At 64.9% G+C, this 17,298-nt stretch carries 14 protein-coding genes and 2 pseudogenes; 10 read left to right on the top strand and 6 right to left on the bottom strand.

All coding sequences use genetic code 11. The features are described from left to right. Positions 1-783: pseudogene (locus X946_RS11915) on the bottom strand (hypothetical protein); the annotation flags it as partial. 845 nt (positions 784-1,628) lie between these two features. Here X946_RS11915 and X946_RS35080 point away from each other — a divergent pair. From X946_RS35080 to X946_RS11900, 4 genes are all read left to right on the top strand, one after another. Next, positions 1,629-1,985, top strand: a complete 357-nt coding sequence (locus X946_RS35080) for a hypothetical protein (RefSeq protein WP_156443865.1) — start codon at positions 1,629-1,631, stop codon at positions 1,983-1,985. A gap of 310 nt (positions 1,986-2,295) precedes the next feature. Then, positions 2,296-3,672 (top strand): hypothetical protein, encoded by a 1,377-nt coding sequence (locus X946_RS11910; protein WP_235364016.1) that lies wholly within the window; start codon positions 2,296-2,298, stop codon positions 3,670-3,672. A 1,348-nt stretch (positions 3,673-5,020) separates the two neighbouring features. Next, a complete protein-coding gene (gene ctaD, locus X946_RS11905) occupies positions 5,021-6,616 on the top strand; it encodes a cytochrome c oxidase subunit I (RefSeq protein ID WP_038747552.1) in 1,596 nt (531 codons plus the stop codon). Continuing rightward, positions 6,613-7,242 (top strand): DUF2244 domain-containing protein, encoded by a 630-nt coding sequence (locus tag X946_RS11900; protein ID WP_052145061.1) that lies wholly within the window; start codon positions 6,613-6,615, stop codon positions 7,240-7,242. Before ctaD ends, X946_RS11900 begins: the two co-directional genes overlap by 4 nt. A gap of 82 nt (positions 7,243-7,324) precedes the next feature. Here X946_RS11900 and X946_RS11895 read toward each other — a convergent pair whose 3' ends face one another. Further along, positions 7,325-8,017, bottom strand: a complete 693-nt coding sequence (locus X946_RS11895) for a hypothetical protein (protein WP_038747549.1) — start codon at positions 8,015-8,017, stop codon at positions 7,325-7,327. 723 nt (positions 8,018-8,740) lie between these two features. On the opposite strand from X946_RS11895, the gene X946_RS11890 reads away from it, so the two are divergent. Beyond that, positions 8,741-9,067: a thioredoxin family protein gene (locus X946_RS11890; RefSeq protein WP_038747585.1), complete on the top strand. Its 327-nt coding sequence runs from the start codon at positions 8,741-8,743 to the stop codon at positions 9,065-9,067. A gap of 21 nt (positions 9,068-9,088) precedes the next feature. Beyond that, entirely contained in the window at positions 9,089-9,508 is a 420-nt protein-coding gene (locus tag X946_RS11885; protein WP_038747546.1) for a secondary thiamine-phosphate synthase enzyme YjbQ, read from the top strand. A 503-nt stretch (positions 9,509-10,011) separates the two neighbouring features. Here the strand turns inward: X946_RS11885 and merR are convergent. Continuing rightward, complete coding sequence (gene merR, locus X946_RS11880) at positions 10,012-10,422, bottom strand: Hg(II)-responsive transcriptional regulator (RefSeq protein ID WP_038747543.1); 411 nt, start codon at positions 10,420-10,422, stop codon at positions 10,012-10,014. 711 nt (positions 10,423-11,133) lie between these two features. Here merR and merA point away from each other — a divergent pair. From merA to X946_RS11860, 4 genes and pseudogenes are all read left to right on the top strand, one after another. Continuing rightward, positions 11,134-12,525, top strand: a pseudogene (gene merA, locus X946_RS11875) (mercury(II) reductase); the annotation flags it as partial. A gap of 13 nt (positions 12,526-12,538) precedes the next feature. Beyond that, positions 12,539-13,216 (top strand): organomercurial lyase MerB, encoded by a 678-nt coding sequence (gene merB / locus X946_RS11870; protein WP_038747540.1) that lies wholly within the window; start codon positions 12,539-12,541, stop codon positions 13,214-13,216. A gap of 315 nt (positions 13,217-13,531) precedes the next feature. Continuing rightward, on the top strand, positions 13,532-14,149 hold the full coding sequence (locus tag X946_RS11865; RefSeq protein ID WP_038747538.1) for a LysE family translocator: 618 nt from the start codon (positions 13,532-13,534) through the stop codon (positions 14,147-14,149). Positions 14,150-14,257: 108 nt separating this feature from the next. Further along, positions 14,258-14,506 (top strand): hypothetical protein, encoded by a 249-nt coding sequence (locus X946_RS11860; RefSeq protein WP_009894598.1) that lies wholly within the window; start codon positions 14,258-14,260, stop codon positions 14,504-14,506. Positions 14,507-14,555: 49 nt separating this feature from the next. Here X946_RS11860 and X946_RS11855 read toward each other — a convergent pair whose 3' ends face one another. From X946_RS11855 to pcaD, 3 genes are all read right to left on the bottom strand, one after another. After that, positions 14,556-15,911 (bottom strand): MFS transporter, encoded by a 1,356-nt coding sequence (locus tag X946_RS11855; protein WP_038747535.1) that lies wholly within the window; start codon positions 15,909-15,911, stop codon positions 14,556-14,558. Between the two features lie 193 nt (positions 15,912-16,104). Continuing rightward, a complete protein-coding gene (pcaC, locus tag X946_RS11850; RefSeq protein ID WP_038747531.1) occupies positions 16,105-16,488 on the bottom strand; it encodes a 4-carboxymuconolactone decarboxylase in 384 nt (127 codons plus the stop codon). A 15-nt stretch (positions 16,489-16,503) separates the two neighbouring features. After that, entirely contained in the window at positions 16,504-17,289 is a 786-nt protein-coding gene (pcaD, locus tag X946_RS11845) for a 3-oxoadipate enol-lactonase (RefSeq protein ID WP_038747529.1), read from the bottom strand. Between the last annotated feature and the right edge of the window lie 9 nt (positions 17,290-17,298).

The raw sequence follows: 17,298 nt of genomic DNA, 5'->3' as shown, positions 1-17,298 counted from the left end.
ACCCGTTGCCGTGCTTGATTCACCCGACGCGGTCGCATCCTGACCCGTTGCCGTACTGTTGTCACCCGTCGCTTGCGAGCCTTGACCCGTCGCCGTGCTTGATTCGCCCGACGCGGTGGCGTCCTGACCCGTTGCCGTACTGTTGTCGCCCGTCGCTTGCGAGCCTTGGCCTGTCGCCGTGCTCGATTCGCCCGACGCCTTGGCGTCCTGACCCGTCGCCGTACTGTTGTCGCCGGTCGCTTGCGAACCTTGGCCGGTCGCCGTGCTCGATTCGCCCGACGCCTTGGCGTCCTGACCCGTTGCCGTACTGTTGTCACCCGTCGCTTGCGAACCTTGGCCCGTTGCCGTGCTCGATTCGCCCGACGCGATGGCGTCCTGACCCGTCGCCGTGCTGTTGTCACCCGTCGCTTGCGAACCTTGACCCGTTGCCGTGCTCGATTCGCCCGACGCGGTGGCGTCCTGGCCCGTTGCCGTACTGTTGTCACCTGTCGCTTGCGAGCCTTGACCCGTCGCCGTGCTGTTACTACCCGATGCGTGCGAGCCTTGACCCGTCGCCGTACTACTACTGCCCGTCGCCTTCGAGCCCTGCCCCGTTGCCGCGCTTTGGCTGCCGGACGCCTGCGCATTGTTACCCAGCGCGGTGCTTTGCGAGCCCGATGCGTTCGACCCCGCCCCTACCTCGACACTCTGCGCGCCCGATCCAGGATGGGTCGACGTCTGTGCGACGCTCGGCGCGGACCATGCAGCGAGAAGAAGCGTGACGAGCGCCGCATGCTGCGTCATGACGGACCGCGAAGGCTTTCGCCTTCCTCGTCGGCTCGCCGTACTATTTCCGCGTCGATCAATCTTGTAGCTCACGATTCAATCCTTTAGTCATACTGAATTAGTAAAAGAGTCGATCTATCCAATTCCCCGTACTGCTTGATCGGGCAATCGAACGATCCGCATGTGCCGAGGCGTCACGAAACCCCGTCGTCATTCCACCGCAGTCGATCCGGCGCGACACATCATTTGCAAATCACGGGCATCGGGTGATGCAGGCGCCGGCGGCAACGAGCGTGGCGCGTGCGAAACGTCCCGTCACTACTGGCGCTTAATGGTTCCCACCATGAGTAAGGCGACTCGCCTCGATAAGTCACGCTGCCATACAATTTGCATAACTAAACTAAATGCAATTTCTCGCACCTCTCGATCGAGTGCCTGTCCATCTCGCAGAAAAAATCGGAACCTCATTCGCACGACACATGACGTACTGCCGACATTCCGACTTCTTCAATCAAACGAGTTAGAGCCGATCGATCGCATCATAACGACAGAAATTCGGCGAAGACATAAGACAAGTTCGGTTTTGGATCAGTGAAATCAGCCTCATTGGCTCCACTATTCATCCGGATTCCGCAACGCAATACGAATCGCGCACTTCTTCTTTTTATCGATTCCCTGCAGACGAGAAATACCCGTTCCCCATCGCGACGAACACCACCTTTCGAACCCGTCCGATCGCCTTACGCTGGAGGACGTGGGACACTTTTCATCCACCGACGGCGCGAGGCCGTTCGATACCTCGAATACAGACGGCCGTTGGCGTTGACCGACGAAACACGAATGGCCGGCATGAGCCCTGCATCATGAATACATCCATCTCGACGAATTCCCCAAAATCGAAATCGCTTGTTCACCGCCTGTCGGCGCGACTGCACGCTCTTATCACGACACGGAAGTGCGACGACCTTCTCGCTTGGAAGACACGCAACGAATTGGAGCGCCTGCTGCCCCTCGGCACGCCGATGACGCATGTAGGTTGGCATCTCGGCCCGCCCCATCGGACTGTCGAGCATCCGGGAGGCTACGTCACCTGGGTTTTCCGGAGCAATGGGCAGTGGCTTCGCGAACCCGGTCGACTTCTGATGTGGAGCGCTCAAAGCCGCTCGCTGAGATTGACCTTCGATCGCGAGCAGTTCCTTGCCCAAATGCAGCTTGATTGAAGCGTCTGCGTGCGTCTGCGAAATTTCATCGAACAAACCGACGCCCACCCACTCTTCACTCGATAACGAAGCACCCACGCGATTCCGGGCACGGCGGTTTTTCGGACATACCGCGATCCGCGTGACGATCGAGTCCTGATGCATGCGCGGCTCGGCCTAAAACGATTCGCCGCATCAATTTCGTCAAGGAAGAATGCGTCACATCACGGCGCGACGTCGCGGGTTTCTGCCTGGCTTGTCGCCCCGGCGCCGACGCTCGCCGTCGCAATAGATCCACGGCCCGCCATTACCTCGGAGGACTTCGGCATCCATGTCGATACGTCAAACGCACATCTGGATTGTCGGCTTCGTGTTCGCGTTCATGCTTGCGATGTCGGGACCGCTCACGTATACGGTCCAGACGAGCGTCAGCGTCGACAAGAAAATGAATCCCGTACCTGAAGAAACGGCTGCATTCCACGCCAAGTCTGCGGAGACGCCGAGCGTGTCCGATGTCGACCGGACGCATATACATCGCCGCATCGATCCAGCCCGGCCTCCGGCAGATCGCCTTGATGAATTGCCGATGCATCTTGCCAGCATCGGCGACGACGAGCCATTGCCGAGCGGCCCGCTTCCTCCCGGCCCTCTACCCGACACGAGCTTCGCCCCTTTTCCATTTCAACTGGGCGTCGAAGCGTCGAGCCACGTCGGGCTGCCGATATCAGCGCCGCCCTCGCCGATACAAGCACGTATCGAGGCGCGCACACTCGACGGCACGCCGTCCGATGCAGGCAGGCCGCGACTGAGCGAGTCCGTCGACACGCCGCCCTCCTTTTATGCGGATATGGTCGCGCAAGCGATGGACGAAGCAACGCACGATGCGATCGTGATCGTGAAACCACGCTGGGACGCCACGGCGCCGGCGAGCACGCCCGCAGAATCGCGTGACGCCTCCATCGATACGAATGCGCCGATTTTCTATGCCGACATGTTGACTGCTTCGATGTACTCGTCGATCGCATACGAACGCGCGCCATCGGCGCCGCGCCTATGGACGCGGCAGGCAGTGGACATCGCGTGGACGAACCTGTTCGCCCGCGAACTCCCTGCGACGTCGATGCAAACTGCTGCTGCGCCATACGTCGCCTCATTCGATGCAACGCTGCAAGCGGAGCCGTTCGATCTGGCGCAATGGAACGAGCCGGATGAGGCCCATGCCGATATGCCGCGATTCGAGCTGGATGGGCAAAACGATAGCGCGCCGCCACCCGCACCCACAGATGCGTTGTCTTCCGGCGCTCAATCGACAAAGACGGACTCCACGCCAGACTCGAACATCGAGCCAGCCGAATCGACGCTCGTCACTCACTTCGAATCGGCCGACGAGCACGTCGCGGCTGTCTGCAACCGGCCGCGCGGATTCGATGCGCCGCCCACGGATGCGCAAGCTATCGCCTTCGGTAGCTCCGGAATGGAAATGCTCGTCACGGAGCAGTTTGCGCGATCGGCGCGCACCGCGTACGACAACGCGCGCGAACGTGATCGTGATTGCCCGACCGCGTTCGTCAATCCGATCGCCTTGCCGCAAGCGTCAAATCACGTCGATTCGGACGAGGATTCAAGGCGGTTCACCCTTCTTCGCCGATTCGCGAGCGACCTGTTCCCCGGTGCATTTGCGACATCGGACGAGACGCGCATGCACTGAGAATCGTGCCGCGACGGCGGCATCCCGTCGGCGCAGCAGGATCGACCATCCGCGCGCCGCGACGCCTCATGCCGATGGCCGGCATCGGGCCGGCTCTCGCGGCGACAGAAGATCAAGCGCGCAATCGCAGCGGAATGGCAAGAGCAAAATCAGACCGATCTGATTGATCGGCGCTTCTCATTCACGCAAGATCAATTCCGGGCCACCTTCGGGTTGAGGTGGCCGCGCCAAGGGTAAGCGCTCGCCCTTGGCCGTTTCCATCCGTTTGCCCTCACGCCTGCTGGACGTGAGGGCTTTTTTCCACGATTCGTTCCCGTCATGCATGGGACGTCACACATGCGTCGCCATATCGTGGGAGTTGGAGATTTCGCGAACCCTCCATAAAGCGTAGGAAGGCGAATAAATTGAACTCGTCCGATTTCCATGTCTCTCATTTTCGTGCAGAGTAAAACTCCGTGCACCACTTGGTCACGGCACACTCGTTGTCTCTAGCTTTCCCCGCGTCTCCGCAAGGGACGCGGGGCTTTTTCTTCGGTCATGCGGCCACGCCAGTCGTTCTGCGCACCATAGCGACATCTCGCATGGCATCGCGGTCATTCGGTGTATGGAGAATCCGTCTCCGCTACCTTCCGTCGGCACGACAATCATTTCCTTCATGCACCGCGCAGGCCGCACGCGGTCATGGCCTTCCGCTTTTTGCAGATGCGTCGAGCGCGCGAAATGAAATCGCCCGCCTTTTCCGGTGTGAGAGCGACCGAAGTCCGAATCGCGATTGAACGTCGCGCCACGCGCCAAATGCAATCCGCCGATACGCGGCGCATGCGGCGGCAACGCCCACCAGTCGCACGTCGACGCGCCGAATGGTCGATTCGCCGCGAACCGACGCGACACATGCGTGCTTCACCGCACGCCTTGCATCAAACTCGTCGCCGACAACCACTCGTCGCCGGGTCGACGGCTCCCGAGCGGCATTTCTCCCGAACGCTACCCGTCATCTGCTTCACGATTTTTCGCGTCATCTGCTGCTTGAGACGAAAAGCCGCGCGAATTAACCTCGGCTGATCGAAATAGAGGATTTGCCCGGCATCGGCTGCGCGTCGAATCAAGCGACGGCCAAGCGATCCATGACGCGTCGCGTGAAATCTCGTTCACGCCGTGCCCGGCGGCTGGCCGAACACCACTCGCTTCGTCTTCACGAGACGCAGCGCGTCGCTCAGACCGATTACATGCGCGGCACGATGTTCAGTTGCCCATGGCAAGCGCGTCGGATATCGCGGTCGCGGCATGTCGTCGTCAGCCGCCGCTACGGCCTCGCCTGCCGGATTTTCGAGAACGAGACAAGGACACGATGAGCGAAATCTCCACGAACGTGACGGACGTCCACGACGCCGCGCATCACATACCGACCGGCTGGCGCCGCTGGCTGTTCGCGACGAATCACAAGGACATCGGCACGCTGTATCTGCTGTTTTCGGTCATCAACCTGATGATCGGCGGCGTGATGGCGCTCATGATCCGCGCGGAGCTGTTCGAACCCGGCCTGCAGCTGATGCGGCCGGAATTCTTCAATCAGCTGACGACGGAGCACGGATTCATCATGATCTTCGGCGCGATCATGCCCGCGTTCGTCGGCCTCGCGAACTGGATGATCCCGCTGCAGATCGGCGCGTCCGACATGGCATTCGCGCGAATGAACAATTTCAGCTTCTGGCTGCTGCCGGTGTCGAGCGCGCTCCTGATCGGCTCGTTCTTCGTGCCGGGCGGCGCGCCGGCCGCCGGCTGGACGATGTACGCGCCGCTCTCCACGCAGATGGGCCCGGGCATGGACTTGTCGATCTTCGCGATTCACATCGCCGGCGCGTCGTCGATCATGGGGGCGATCAACATCGTCGTGACCGTGGTCAACATGCGCGCGCCCGGCCTCACGCTGATGAAGATGCCGATGTTCGCGTGGACGTGGATCATCACGTCGTTCCTGCTGATCGCGATCATGCCGGTGCTCGCGGGCGCGGTGACGATGGTGCTGTTCGACCGGCATTTCGGCACGTCGTTCTTCAATGCGTCGGGCGGCGGCGATCCGGTGCTGTATCAGCACATCTTCTGGTACTTCGGCCATCCCGAGGTCTACGTGATGATCCTGCCCGGCTTCGGAATGATCTCGCAGGTGATTCCCGCGTTCGCGCGCAAGCCGCTCTTCGGCTATGCGTCGATGGTGTACGCGACCGCATCGATCGGCATCCTGTCGTTCATGGTCTGGGCGCACCACATGTTCGTGACCGGCATGCCGGTCGCCGGGCAATTGTTCTTCATGTATGCGACGATGACGATCGCGGTGCCGACGGGCGTGAAGGTGTTCAACTGGGTCGCGACGATGTGGCGCGGCTCGCTGACGTTCGAAACGCCGATGCTGTTCTCGATCGGATTCATCTTCGTATTCCTGATCGGCGGCCTGACCGGCGTCACGCTCGCGATGGCGCCGTTGAACGTCGCGCTGCACGGCACCTATTACATCATCGCGCACTTCCATTACGTGATGGTCGCCGCGTCGCTGTTCAGCATCTACGCGGGCTGGTATTTCTGGGTGCCGAAGTGGACCGGCTACTTCTACGACGAGCGGCGCGGCAAGATTCACTTCTGGGGATCGATGATCTCGTTCAACGTGACGTTCTTCCCGATGCACTTCCTCGGCCTCGCGGGCATGCCGCGCCGCTATGCGGACTATCCCGCGCAATTCACCGACTTCAACCAGATCGCGACGATCGGCGCATTCGCGTTCGGGCTGATGCAGGTGTACTTCCTGTTCTGGGTCGCGCTGCCGACGTACATGGGCAAAACGCGCCGCTGCACCGACGCGAAGCCGTGGGACGGCGCGCAAGGTCTCGAATGGACGCTGCCGAGCCCGGCGCCCTATCATTCGTTCGAAACGCCGCCCGTGGTGAAATGACCACCCGCTCATCGGCGTGGCGGCATCCGCGCGGCGATGCGAGCGCGCGGCGCGATCGGTCCGATCGCGGCCCTGCGCCGTGCTCCGACGCATTCGCGCATCCGCGACGCACGCCGCTCGAAGCCGAGCGCCGCCACGTCTGGATGCTGCGGCGCAACTGCGCGCTATCGCCGCGCCAGTCCTTGCTGTCGATCGGGCTCCTGGCCGCGCTCACGCTGGCGGTCGCGACGCCGTTCGCGATCTCCGGCGCATGGGCGGTGTTCGCGTGCGCGATCGCCGAGATCGTCGTGATCGGCGGCTGCTTCCTGCTGTATGCGCGCCATGCGGTCGATTACGACTGCATCGCGCTGACCGAGCACCGTCTCGAAGTGATTCAACGCTGCGGCGCCGAGCTTCGACGTTACGAATCGAATCCGCTGTGGGCGACCGTGGAGCTCGACAACGAACGCGATCCCCGGATACGGATTCGGTACAGAGGCGAGGCGGCCTCCGTCGGACAGCACGTCACGCTCGCGCAACGGCGGTGCGTCGTGCGGGAGGTGAATCTGGCGCTTGCAGAGATGAAGCGGCGCATGCCGCGTGTCGACGCCGCGCGCCCTGAACGGCCGCCGCGCGATCCGGCTTGATTCGACGATCGCGCGGCTCGCAATGGCGAGTTCGACAATCGAATCAGTCCGTGTTCACCGGGAACGCTGCCGCGTACGCCGCTCAAAGCGGGTGCGCGGCGCCTGCCTGTTGCAACAGCGACACGGCGACCGGATCGGGCATGCCGTTGGGGTCGATCGCGCCCGCACCCGCGAGCGCGCCGAGATCGCCGTCGACGCCCGCTTGTCCGACGAAAAACGGCGTCGTCAGGAACGCCGGCGTCGCGAACGCAACCGCATAGCGCTGCTGGAGATTCGCGACGATTGCCGTTTGCGCGGCCAGCACGTCCGTCTGATTCTCCAGCACCTGCTGGAAGCGCGAGTTGTTCGGCAGATCCCCGATCAGGCGGGCCGTATTCGTGCCGAGCTGCGCAGCGACGTAGACGAGCAGCAACTCGGTTTCGGGCGTCGTATTGAACGTCCCGCCGGCATAGGCGAGCGAGTGCAGGCTCGTGCCTCCGGAGGTCACGGTGATAGTGCAAGGAAGCGTCGCATCGAACGTGATGCTGTAGTGGCCGCCGCCGTCCGACAGCGTGGCGGCCGAGCCCTGCGTGCAGTCGACGTTGACCGCCGCGCTCGCGAGCGCCCGGCCGGTGGCGGCGGTGCCGGACAGCGTGACGGTCTGCACGCCGTTATTGTTGAAACACCCGTCGAAACCGAAACATGCCTCGCCGCCGCACGCGTGGAGCGTTGCAAGCGATGCGACGCAAAGTGCGCCCAGCGCCGGGCGAATGACGCGCGCGTTGTGAATGTTCATGGCCGCTGCAGTCGCTAGAAGGAGGAAAAGTCGACCGGTTTCGCGCCGGGAAGCGGGCGCTACGTCCAATTCTAGGTCCTGGGTCGAGAAAGCGCTCGCCGCGCCGATCTCGATCGTGACCGTATCTTGCGCTCGCTCCACGAGGCGCCGGCGCAGCCGGGCAATCGCAATGGCCGTGCTAGATTTGCCACGCGCGGCGCCAACGCGCCGCGACGCCGGATTCGCATTCCACGTTCGCCGTCGCATCGCGCGGAGCGGCCGCCGTATCGGCGATTTCCGTACGATGCGACGGCCGCAAGCAACCGCCGAAACGGCGAGCTCGGGTTCAACGGCAACGTATCGACGCCGCGTGCGCCTTTTCCGAGAACCAACGACTGCCGTAGGCTGTCGCAATAGCGTGGCGAGCCGTGGTTCTCCAGCGTCGGTCGACAAGACGCCAGTCGTACCCGACGTGCTCCGCGAAGCCGCTCCGGACAAGATGTCCTTGGCCGACTACATCGCTGGAATAGCCGCCTTTTGAACGGATGCGCGCCGCCGTCGATCAACTGTTCGGAGAGTTCGCCTCTTGCAGGACGGATTCGATTCGTCGCGGCTCGCGGCGGCAAGCCGAATTGCCCGACACCATCGCACCCTTTTTCCGCTACAGTTTCCGCTACAGTAAAAGCACCGGCCTCGAATACGGCCACGACGCAGTGACGCTTTCATCAAGCACATGGAGCCATGATGAACCCTCCACAAGCCTATACCGCCGACGCGCCCACACGCCCGGAAGTCGACTCGCTCGCCGGAGCCACCGTCATCGAGTTCGGTGCGAACTGGTGCGGCATCTGCACGGGCGCACAGCCCGCGATTCGCGATGCGTTCTTGCCGCACCCCGATGTCCGCCACCTGAAAATCGAAGACGGCCCCGGCCGCCCGCTCGGCCGCTCGTTCGGCATCAAGCTCTGGCCGACGCTGGTGTTCCTGCGCGATGGCGTGGAGGTCGCGCGCGTCGTTCGCCCGGTCAGCGCCGAGCAAATCGAATCCCACGGCTTCGCCGCGCTGGAATGAGCCCACCGGCACCCAATCATCATGCAACAGTCGATTCAACACATCGCCGTCGAGGCGCGCGGGCGCGGCCTCGTCGAGTTCACGCCGCAGGCGCGCGCGTTCGTCGATCAGCAGTCGATCCGCACCGGCCTGCTCACCGTGTTCTGCCGGCACACGTCCGCTTCGCTGCTGATCCAGGAGAATGCGGACCCGTCGGTGCAGCGCGACCTGGAACGCTACTTCGCCGAACTCGCCCCCGAGGACGATTCGCGCTACGAACACGCAACCGAAGGCCCGGACGACATGCCCGCGCATCTACGCGCGGCGCTGACTCAGGTGCAGCTGTCGATTCCCGTCGAGCACGGGCGCATGGTGCTCGGCACGTGGCAAGGCATCTATCTGTTCGAGCATCGCCGCGCCGCGCATCGGCGCGACATCGTGCTGCATCTGATCGGCGAATGAACGTGCGTGCCGTGCGGCATCGCGGAAGCACCGCCGCGCATCGCGAAGCCGGCCGCGCGCGGTTGGGTGCGGCAACCTGCTGACTCCGGGCGCATGTCGGGGATGCATCGGCATCCGCTTGCCATCGAGACGCGGCCGGACACGCCGACCTTCAGGCCGAGGCCGGCTTTCCGCCGGGCCGGCCCTCAACAGGTTCGCGGCGACAGCCCAGCCGGCTCTTGCGCGGCGAGCGCCGTGAAGTCGGGGTCACGCGCCGAATGACGGCCAAATCTCGGCGCCGCTCACGGGCGACGAACCAACCCTGATCGACCCGTGAGTGGCGCGCCCGGCGCGGACCGACACATAAAAGTGCCGGCTTGCCTTGTCACGCAGCCAGCGTCGGCAGCCGCGCCGCGTCGACAATCTCACCCGCGAAGTCGCGATGAATTCAGTTCGGCGTACGGTTCGCGCAGGCAAGGCCCGCGGCGCTGGTCGGCGGCCGGCCCGATCGGCCCGAGTTCACGTCACATCGCCCCTTGCAACGACGCGATCAGCGGGCACGACACGTTGCCCTCGTTCACATGGCAGGCCCCCACCAATTGCGCCAGGACCACCTCCATGCGTGCGAGATCCGCGATTTTCGCCCGGATGTCGTCGAGCTTGCGCTCGGCCAGGCGGCTCGCTTCCGCGCAATACGGGCCGTCGTCGAGCTTCAGCAGTTCGGCCACCTCGTCCAGGCTGAACCCGAGCCGCTGGGCCGACTTCACGAACCGAACCCGCGCGACGTCGGCCGCGCCATAGCGGCGAATGCGGCCGTATGGCTTGTCGGGTTCATTCAGCAGCCCTTTGCGCTGGTAGAACCGGATCGTTTCGACGCTGACATCCGCCGCCGCGGCGAAAGCGCCGATCGTCAGATTCCCCGTTTCAGTCCCCATGCCCGTTGACTCCGTACTTAAGTACGGAACTAACCTTACACCATCGGAAGACAATTCGAATAGGAGTAGTCGCATGCCTCGGTCGCGGTCGCGGTCGCGGTCGCAGTCGCGGTCGCAGTCGCAGTCGCAGTCGCAGTCGCAGTCACAGTCGCAGGGGCGCCGGCGTCCGGCGCAATCGCGGTCCTGCTCGCGTCGACGAGTGGCCTCGGCCCGCCGGCATCGGCGGCGCTAAACGTTCCAGGCGCGTGGCGCGACCGATGGGCCGCGATGATGTCGCATCGCCCGCTATTCATCGACATGGCGCCGCATGTGTTGTCCCTCGCTTCGCGATGGATCTTCCGTGCGGCCCAGGCCCGCCGGTCTCCAGTCGAGCGACGTGTGCGCATCGCCTCGCGCGAAAGGCGGCGAAAGGCGACGAAACGTGCCGGCGATGAGAAAACCTCGATGGATCATCGGTCCCGGCCGCGCCCATCGACACTCCGTCCCGGTCCGCGACGAAAGCCGTCATGCTGCCCGCGCCTCACGGAACATGGGCGGCATGCCCGAGCGTCATCGATCCCGCGCGCTTCGGCGCATCGTCTCGCCGACGGCACGCCGCGAAACTGGGAGCCTCGAGATTTCGGACCGACGTGGCTGATTGAAGCGGCGCGAACGTCCTTGCCCCTGATCGCAAGAAGAAGGAGGGTACGCATGATCCCAATGAAAAACGCGCTGCGCGTGGCCGTGATCGGCAGCGGCGCCGCCGCGACGGCCGCGGCGCTGAAGGCCGTCGAGCACAGCGCTCGCGTGACGCTCGTCGAGCGCGGCACGATCGGCGGCACTTGCGTCAACGTGGGCTGCGTGCCGTCGAAAATCCTGATCCGCGCGGCACATATCGCGCAGTTGCGCCGCGAAAGCCCGTTCGACAGCGGCATCCTTCCAGGATCTCCGGCCATTCTGCGCGATCGGCTGCTGGCTCAGCAGCAGGCGCGCGTCGACGAACTGCGGCGCGCAAAATACGAGACCATTCTCGACGGTCATCCGGATATCACGGTGCTGCAAGGCGAAGCCCGATTCCTCGATGGAAACCGCCTGGCGGTCAGGCTGAATGCAGGCGGCGAGCGCGAAGTGCCGTTCGACCGCTGTCTGATCGCAACGGGCGCGCGCCCCGCGATTCCGGCCGTTCCCGGTCTGGCCGGCACGCCATACTGGACCTCGACGGATGCGCTCGCGAGCGACGCCATTCCGGCGCGGCTCGCTGTCATCGGCTCGTCGACGGCGGCCGTCGAACTTGCGCAAGCCTTCGCCCGGCTGGGCAGTCGCGTGTCGATCCTCGCGCGCCACACGCTGTTCTTTCGCGAAGATCCTGCGATCGGGCAAGCGTTGACGAATGCATTCCGCGCCGAAGGAATCGACGTGCGCGAGCACACGCATGTCGATCGCGTCGGCCATGCCAACGGCGAATTCGTGCTCGGCACGGAAAACGGCGAGCTGCGGGCCGACCGGTTGCTGATCGCAACCGGTCGCACGCCGAATACAGAAGAACTCGCGCCGGCAGCGGCCGGCATCGCCGTCGACGCGCAAGGAGCCGTCGTGGTCGACGAGCGCATGCGCACTGGTGTCCCGCATATCTACGCGGCCGGCGATTGCACCAGCCAGCCGCGCTTTGTCTATGTCGCGGCGGCAGCCGGCACACGGGCGGCGATCAACATGACGGGAGGCGATGCGGCGCTCGATCTGGACATCTTGCCGGCTGCCGCGTTTACGGACCCGCAAGTGGCGACCGTCGGCTACGACGAAGCGCGCGCTCGCCGAGCCGGCATCGCGACCGACAGCCGCACGCTCTCGCTCGAGCACGTGCCGCGCGCGTTGGTCAACTTCGACACGCGCGGCTTCATCAAGCTCGTCGCCGAGGCCCGTACCGGCAGGCTGCTCGGCATGCAGGCGGTCGCGCCCGAAGCGGGCGAACTCATTCAGGCCGCGGCGCTCGTCATCCGGTCGCGGATGACCGTGCGGGAACTGGCCGATCAGCTGTTCCCCTACCTGACGATGGTGGAGGCCCTGAAGCTCGCGGCCCAGGCCTTCGCCAAGGACGTGGCGCGACTCTCGTGCTGCGCCGGATGACCGGGAGGCAATCGTGAATATTGATCGCTATGCGACTGACCTTATCGATCGCTTGACGCAGGCCGATCGGCCCGAAGGCTTCGGCCAGCTATTCGTCGCGCTCTTGCGCGAGCTGGCGAAGGGAAGTGCCGTATCGCCCGCCGCGCTTGCCGCGGCGCTCGCATGGCCTCGCGAGCGCGTCGCGGCGATGCTGGGTCACGCCGTCGATATGGAATGGGACGATGACGGCAACGTAGTCGGGTACGGGCTCACGCTGCGACAAACAGCGCACGCGCTCGATGTCGGCGGCCGGCGCCTGTACACGTGGTGCGCATTCGATGGGTTTTTTTTCCCGATGTTGATCGGCCAAACGGCGCACGTCGTCTCGCGCTGTGCCGCGACCGGCGAGCCCGTCACACTGACCGTCGCCGCGCAGCAGGGTAGCTTGCTAAATGTCGAGCCGGCCGGCGCGGCCGTGTCGCTCGTGTCGCCGTGCGGCAGCCGCCCAATCCGAGCGGCGTTCTGCTGCCAGGTGCATTTCTTCGCCTCCGCCGAGATCGGACGAGCGTGGGCATCAACGCAACCGGGCGTCGACATCGTCGATGCTCGCATGGCATTCAACGTGGGATACGCGTGCGCGCAACACTTGCTGCAAGCCGTGCGAGGGCGGCAGCCCGGCGGCGGATGCCATGAGGCGTCCGAACGATCGTGAGTCGCGCGCCGGGCTGTGCGTACGGCTGCCTTGCCGCTCTGTTTGCGTCGCCCGCGGGAGCACCGTGACGTGAGACGGCGTCGGCGCGCAGATTCGTTCGACGTGAATGGAATAGGGCGAAGCTCGCGTCCGCCGCGGAAACCCCGTCTTCAGGCGGCAATGCCATCCGATCATCATCGGATGGGATAGTCCGCACCTGTAATGACCCGCCCCGTACTGGCAACCATTCCGCAAACTGTATCGGTACTGTACTGCCATCGTCCACTAAACTCGCTTCGTCATCCTTGCTTTGTCCCGGACGAAGAGAGCACCACCATGAACTACCTCACCGTCAGTGCGCTGCCCGCCGGCATGCTGTTCGCGCTCGTCACCTCGATCACCCCCGGCCCGAACAACACGATGCTGCTCGCGTCCGGCGTCAACTTCGGCTTTCGCCGCACGCTGCCGCACATGTTCGGCATCAGCGTGGGCGTCGCGATTCTGATGCTGTCGGTCGGCTTCGGCCTCGGCGAAGCGTTCAAGCGAATCCCCGTGCTCTATGCGCTCCTCGAAACCGCCAGCATCGTCTACCTGCTGTATCTCGCATGGCGCATCGGCACGTCAGGCGAAGTGCGCGCTCACCACGGCAAGTCGCGCCCGATGACGTTCGTCGAGGCGATCGCGTTCCAATGGGTCAATCCGAAAGCATGGATGATGGTGCTGACCGCCGCGACGACGATCCAGCTCTCCGCGGACTACGGCCGCAACGCCGTCTGGATGGCACTCGTGTTCGTCTGCGTCGGCCTGCCGAGCATCAGCATCTGGGCCGCGTTCGGTCAGGGGCTGCGCGGCTTCCTGTCGAATCCGCGCTGGCTGCGCGCGTTCAACATCACGATGGCCGCGCTGCTCGTTCTGTCGCTTTATCCGATGCTCGCCAAGGTGGCCGGCCACTGAAGCCACTGAAACGCCTCGCCCGTTGTGATCCGATCCGGTAAAGCGTACGCTTTCCTTCCGGACGTCGGTTCGCTGCCCCGCGAACCCGTCCCGGCCGGGAGAACGCAGATGAAGCCACTGCTGAAAGCAGGCGATCGGATCGAAGGCCTGCATTGGGTCGCGGAGTATCGCCATCGCGCGCACCTGATTCGCGTGCTGCGCGAGCGCGTCGAAGTGGGCACTTACGGCGCGCCGTCCGCGCTGTTCGGCGACGAGGAAGAGATGGGCGCATCGACGCCCGCCGATCACCGCAGCCGCGAAGCTGCATTGCGCGCGTACCTTCGCCACTTCGCGAAGGTCCACGACGCCGAGGAATGACGGGGCGCGAACACGCCGCCCCGTCGATCTTCGCAGCGGCTCGCGCCGATCATGCCGAACGCGCCGGCGCGTCCGGCTCTACGTCGCGCAGCGCCGCCGCGCGCTTGACCATCAGCGCACCCGCCGCGATCAGCGCCGGCACGGCGAGCATCGAAAAAATCGTGCCAAATCCCAGCTGCGCCTGCAGCAGCAAGCCTCCCGAAAACGCTCCCAGAATCCCGCCGAAGCGCCCGACGCCTAGCATCCACGCTACGCCCGTCGCGCGTCCGCTCGTCGGATAGAACGCCGCCGCGAGCGCCGGCAGCGACGATTGCGCGCCGTTCATGCAAACGCCCGCGACGAACACGACGGTCGCCAGCAGCGCGAGATGCCCGGCCTGCAATCCGATCATCCATACGAACAGCGCCGTCAGCGCATACGTGAACGCGATCACGCGATGCGGCTCGAAGCGGTCCATCAGCCAGCCGGTCGCAATCGCGCCGATGCCGCCGCCGAGCGGAAACAGCGCGGTGACGAGCGCCGCGTCGCGCACGGTGAAGCCGGTGTCGCGAATCAGCGTCGGCAGCCAGCTCGTCAACAGGTAGTAGACGAGCAGCCCCATGAAGTAAGTGAGCCACAGCATCGCGGTGCCCGCGCGATAGCGCGGCGACAACACGACGGCCGCCCCCGAACGCCGCTGCTCGCCGCGTTCGTCGGGCAGCACGAAGCGCACGCCGTCGAACGTCGTGCCGGGCGCGATCCTGCGCAGCACCGCGGCGATCCGCTCGTGCGGCGCGCCGCGCAACACCATGAAGCGGATCGACTCCGGCAGCGCGATCAGCAGCGCGCCGAGCAGGAGCGGCGCAACGCCGCCGACGACGAACACGCTGCGCCAGCCGTGATCCGGAATCAGCGCGGCGGCGACGAGGCCGCCCGCCGACGAGCCGAGCGTGAAGCCGCAGAACATCGTGTTGACGAGGAACGAGCGTTTCGCGTGCGGCGCGTACTCGGCCATCAGCGTCGTCGCGTTCGGCATCGCGGCGCCGAGTCCGAGCCCCGTCAACAGCCGCAGCACCGCAAGCTCCGTCACCGATTGCGTGAATGCGCAGCCGATGCTGAAGAGTCCGAACAGCACGACCGAGCCGACCAGCACGCGCTTGCGGCCGATCCGGTCGGCGAGCGGCCCCGCCGTGAGCGCGCCGAGCGCGAGGCCGACGAGCGCCGCGCTCATCACCGGGCCGAGCGCGGCCTTCGCCACGTGCCATTCCTGGCCGAGGGCGGGCGCGACGAAGCCGATCGCGGCGGTGTCGAAGCCGTCCGCCGCGACGATCAAAAAGCACAGGATCAGAATCAGCCACTGATAGGGCGAAAAGCGCCGTTCGTCGATGAACTGCTGCACATCGAGCTGGCGCGCGAGGTGGGTCATTGCTGTCTCCGTTGGGTTTGTAATCGACGCGTTCGCGTCCCGCGCCGATGCGATGCCGGCGCATGTCGTCGCGCACGGGCGGCGGCCGTTCGGCGCGCCGCCCGTGCGGTGTGTCGTTTCTTGCTCGTGTCTCTTGTGCCTCTCGCGTCTCTTTTGTCGCTAGCGTCTCGCTTGTCTCTTGCACCGCGCGGCGTCAGGCCGCGTCGTCTTCGCTGAAGATGCGCTGCGCGAGGTGAAATGCCGAATTCGCTGCAGGCACGCCGCAGTAGATGGCGGTCTGCAGCAACACTTCCTTGATCTCGTCGCGCGTCACGCCGTTGTTCTTCGCTGCGCGCAGATGCAGCGCGAGCTCTTCGCCGCGATTGAGCGCAACCATCATCGCAATCGTCAGCAGGCTGCGCGTGTGGCGCGGCAGGCCTTCGCGCGTCCAGATCTCGCCCCATGCATAGCGCGTGATCAGGTTCTGGAACTCTTCGGTCAGCTCGGTGCGATTCGCGAGCGAGCGCTCGACGTGCGCATCGCCGAGCACCGCGCGGCGCACCTTCATGCCCGCTTCGTAACGTTGGTCGTCATTCATCTCGATGCCCTCGCGTCACGCCGTCAGGAAATCGGTCAGCGTGCGATTGAAGCCGTCCGCGCATTCGATGTTCGAGATGTGCGCGCAGTCGAATTCGACGTGCTCCGCCCCCGCGACCGCGGCGGCGAGCGCGCGGCCCTGGTCGGGCGGCGTCGACATGTCGTGCGCGCCCGTCACGACGAGCGTCGGCACGCGAATGCCCTTCACTTCGTCGCGCAGATCGGCGGCGTTCAGCGCGTCGCAATTCGCCGCGTAGCCTTCCTTGTCCGTGTGATTGAACGTGTCGCGAATCACGTCGATGAGGCGCGGCTCGCGCTCGAAGAACGCGGCCGTGAACCAGCGCGGCAGCACCGCGTCGGCGAGCGCCGCCATTCCTTCGGCGCGCGCCTGTTGCGCGCGCGGCCCCCACACTTGCGGCGAGCCGATTTTCGCGGACGTATTCGACAGCACCGCGCGATCGATGCGGCTCGCATGGCGCGCGGCGAGCGCCGCGCCCGTGAGGCCGCCCATCGAGATTCCACAGAAATGCGCGCGCTCGATCCCGACGTGGTCGAGCAGGCCGATCACGTCGCCCGTCAGTTGCTCGATCGAATACGAGCCGGCCGGCGCGTCGGAGTGACCGTGACCGCGCGTGTCGTAGCGCAGCAGGTTGAAGTGCGCCGTCAGCGGGCCGATCTGCGGCGCCCACATCGACAGGTCCGCACCAAGCGAATTCGAGAACACGAGCCACGGTGCGCCGGCGCGCGTCGCGCGGTCGATCCGGTAATGCAGCCGCACTCCGTTGACTGATGCGAAAGGCATGGGAATCTC

This window comes from Burkholderia sp. ABCPW 111 (assembly GCF_000773065.1).
Classification (GTDB): Bacteria; Pseudomonadota; Gammaproteobacteria; order Burkholderiales; family Burkholderiaceae; genus Burkholderia; species Burkholderia savannae.
Note: the sequence above shows the minus strand (reverse complement) of the source record. Positions and strands in the feature narration are given on the sequence as shown.

Excerpts from the sequence above, each read along its gene's own strand:
- X946_RS11855 (WP_038747535.1), bottom strand. The coding sequence starts at position 15,911 with ATGACCCACCTCGCGCGCCAGCTCGATGTGCAGCAGTTCATCGACGAA.
- X946_RS11860 (WP_009894598.1), top strand. The coding sequence starts at position 14,258 with ATGAAGCCACTGCTGAAAGCAGGCGATCGGATCGAAGGCCTGCATTGG.
- X946_RS11895 (WP_038747549.1), bottom strand. The coding sequence starts at position 8,017 with ATGAACATTCACAACGCGCGCGTCATTCGCCCGGCGCTGGGCGCACTT.
- pcaD (WP_038747529.1), bottom strand. The coding sequence starts at position 17,289 with ATGCCTTTCGCATCAGTCAACGGAGTGCGGCTGCATTACCGGATCGAC.
- X946_RS11910 (WP_235364016.1), top strand. The coding sequence starts at position 2,296 with ATGTCGATACGTCAAACGCACATCTGGATTGTCGGCTTCGTGTTCGCG.
- X946_RS35080 (WP_156443865.1), top strand. The coding sequence starts at position 1,629 with ATGAATACATCCATCTCGACGAATTCCCCAAAATCGAAATCGCTTGTT.
- X946_RS11900 (WP_052145061.1), top strand. The coding sequence starts at position 6,613 with ATGACCACCCGCTCATCGGCGTGGCGGCATCCGCGCGGCGATGCGAGC.
- X946_RS11890 (WP_038747585.1), top strand. The coding sequence starts at position 8,741 with ATGAACCCTCCACAAGCCTATACCGCCGACGCGCCCACACGCCCGGAA.
- merR (WP_038747543.1), bottom strand. The coding sequence starts at position 10,422 with ATGGGGACTGAAACGGGGAATCTGACGATCGGCGCTTTCGCCGCGGCG.
- X946_RS11865 (WP_038747538.1), top strand. The coding sequence starts at position 13,532 with ATGAACTACCTCACCGTCAGTGCGCTGCCCGCCGGCATGCTGTTCGCG.
- X946_RS11885 (WP_038747546.1), top strand. The coding sequence starts at position 9,089 with ATGCAACAGTCGATTCAACACATCGCCGTCGAGGCGCGCGGGCGCGGC.
- ctaD (WP_038747552.1), top strand. The coding sequence starts at position 5,021 with ATGAGCGAAATCTCCACGAACGTGACGGACGTCCACGACGCCGCGCAT.
- pcaC (WP_038747531.1), bottom strand. The coding sequence starts at position 16,488 with ATGAATGACGACCAACGTTACGAAGCGGGCATGAAGGTGCGCCGCGCG.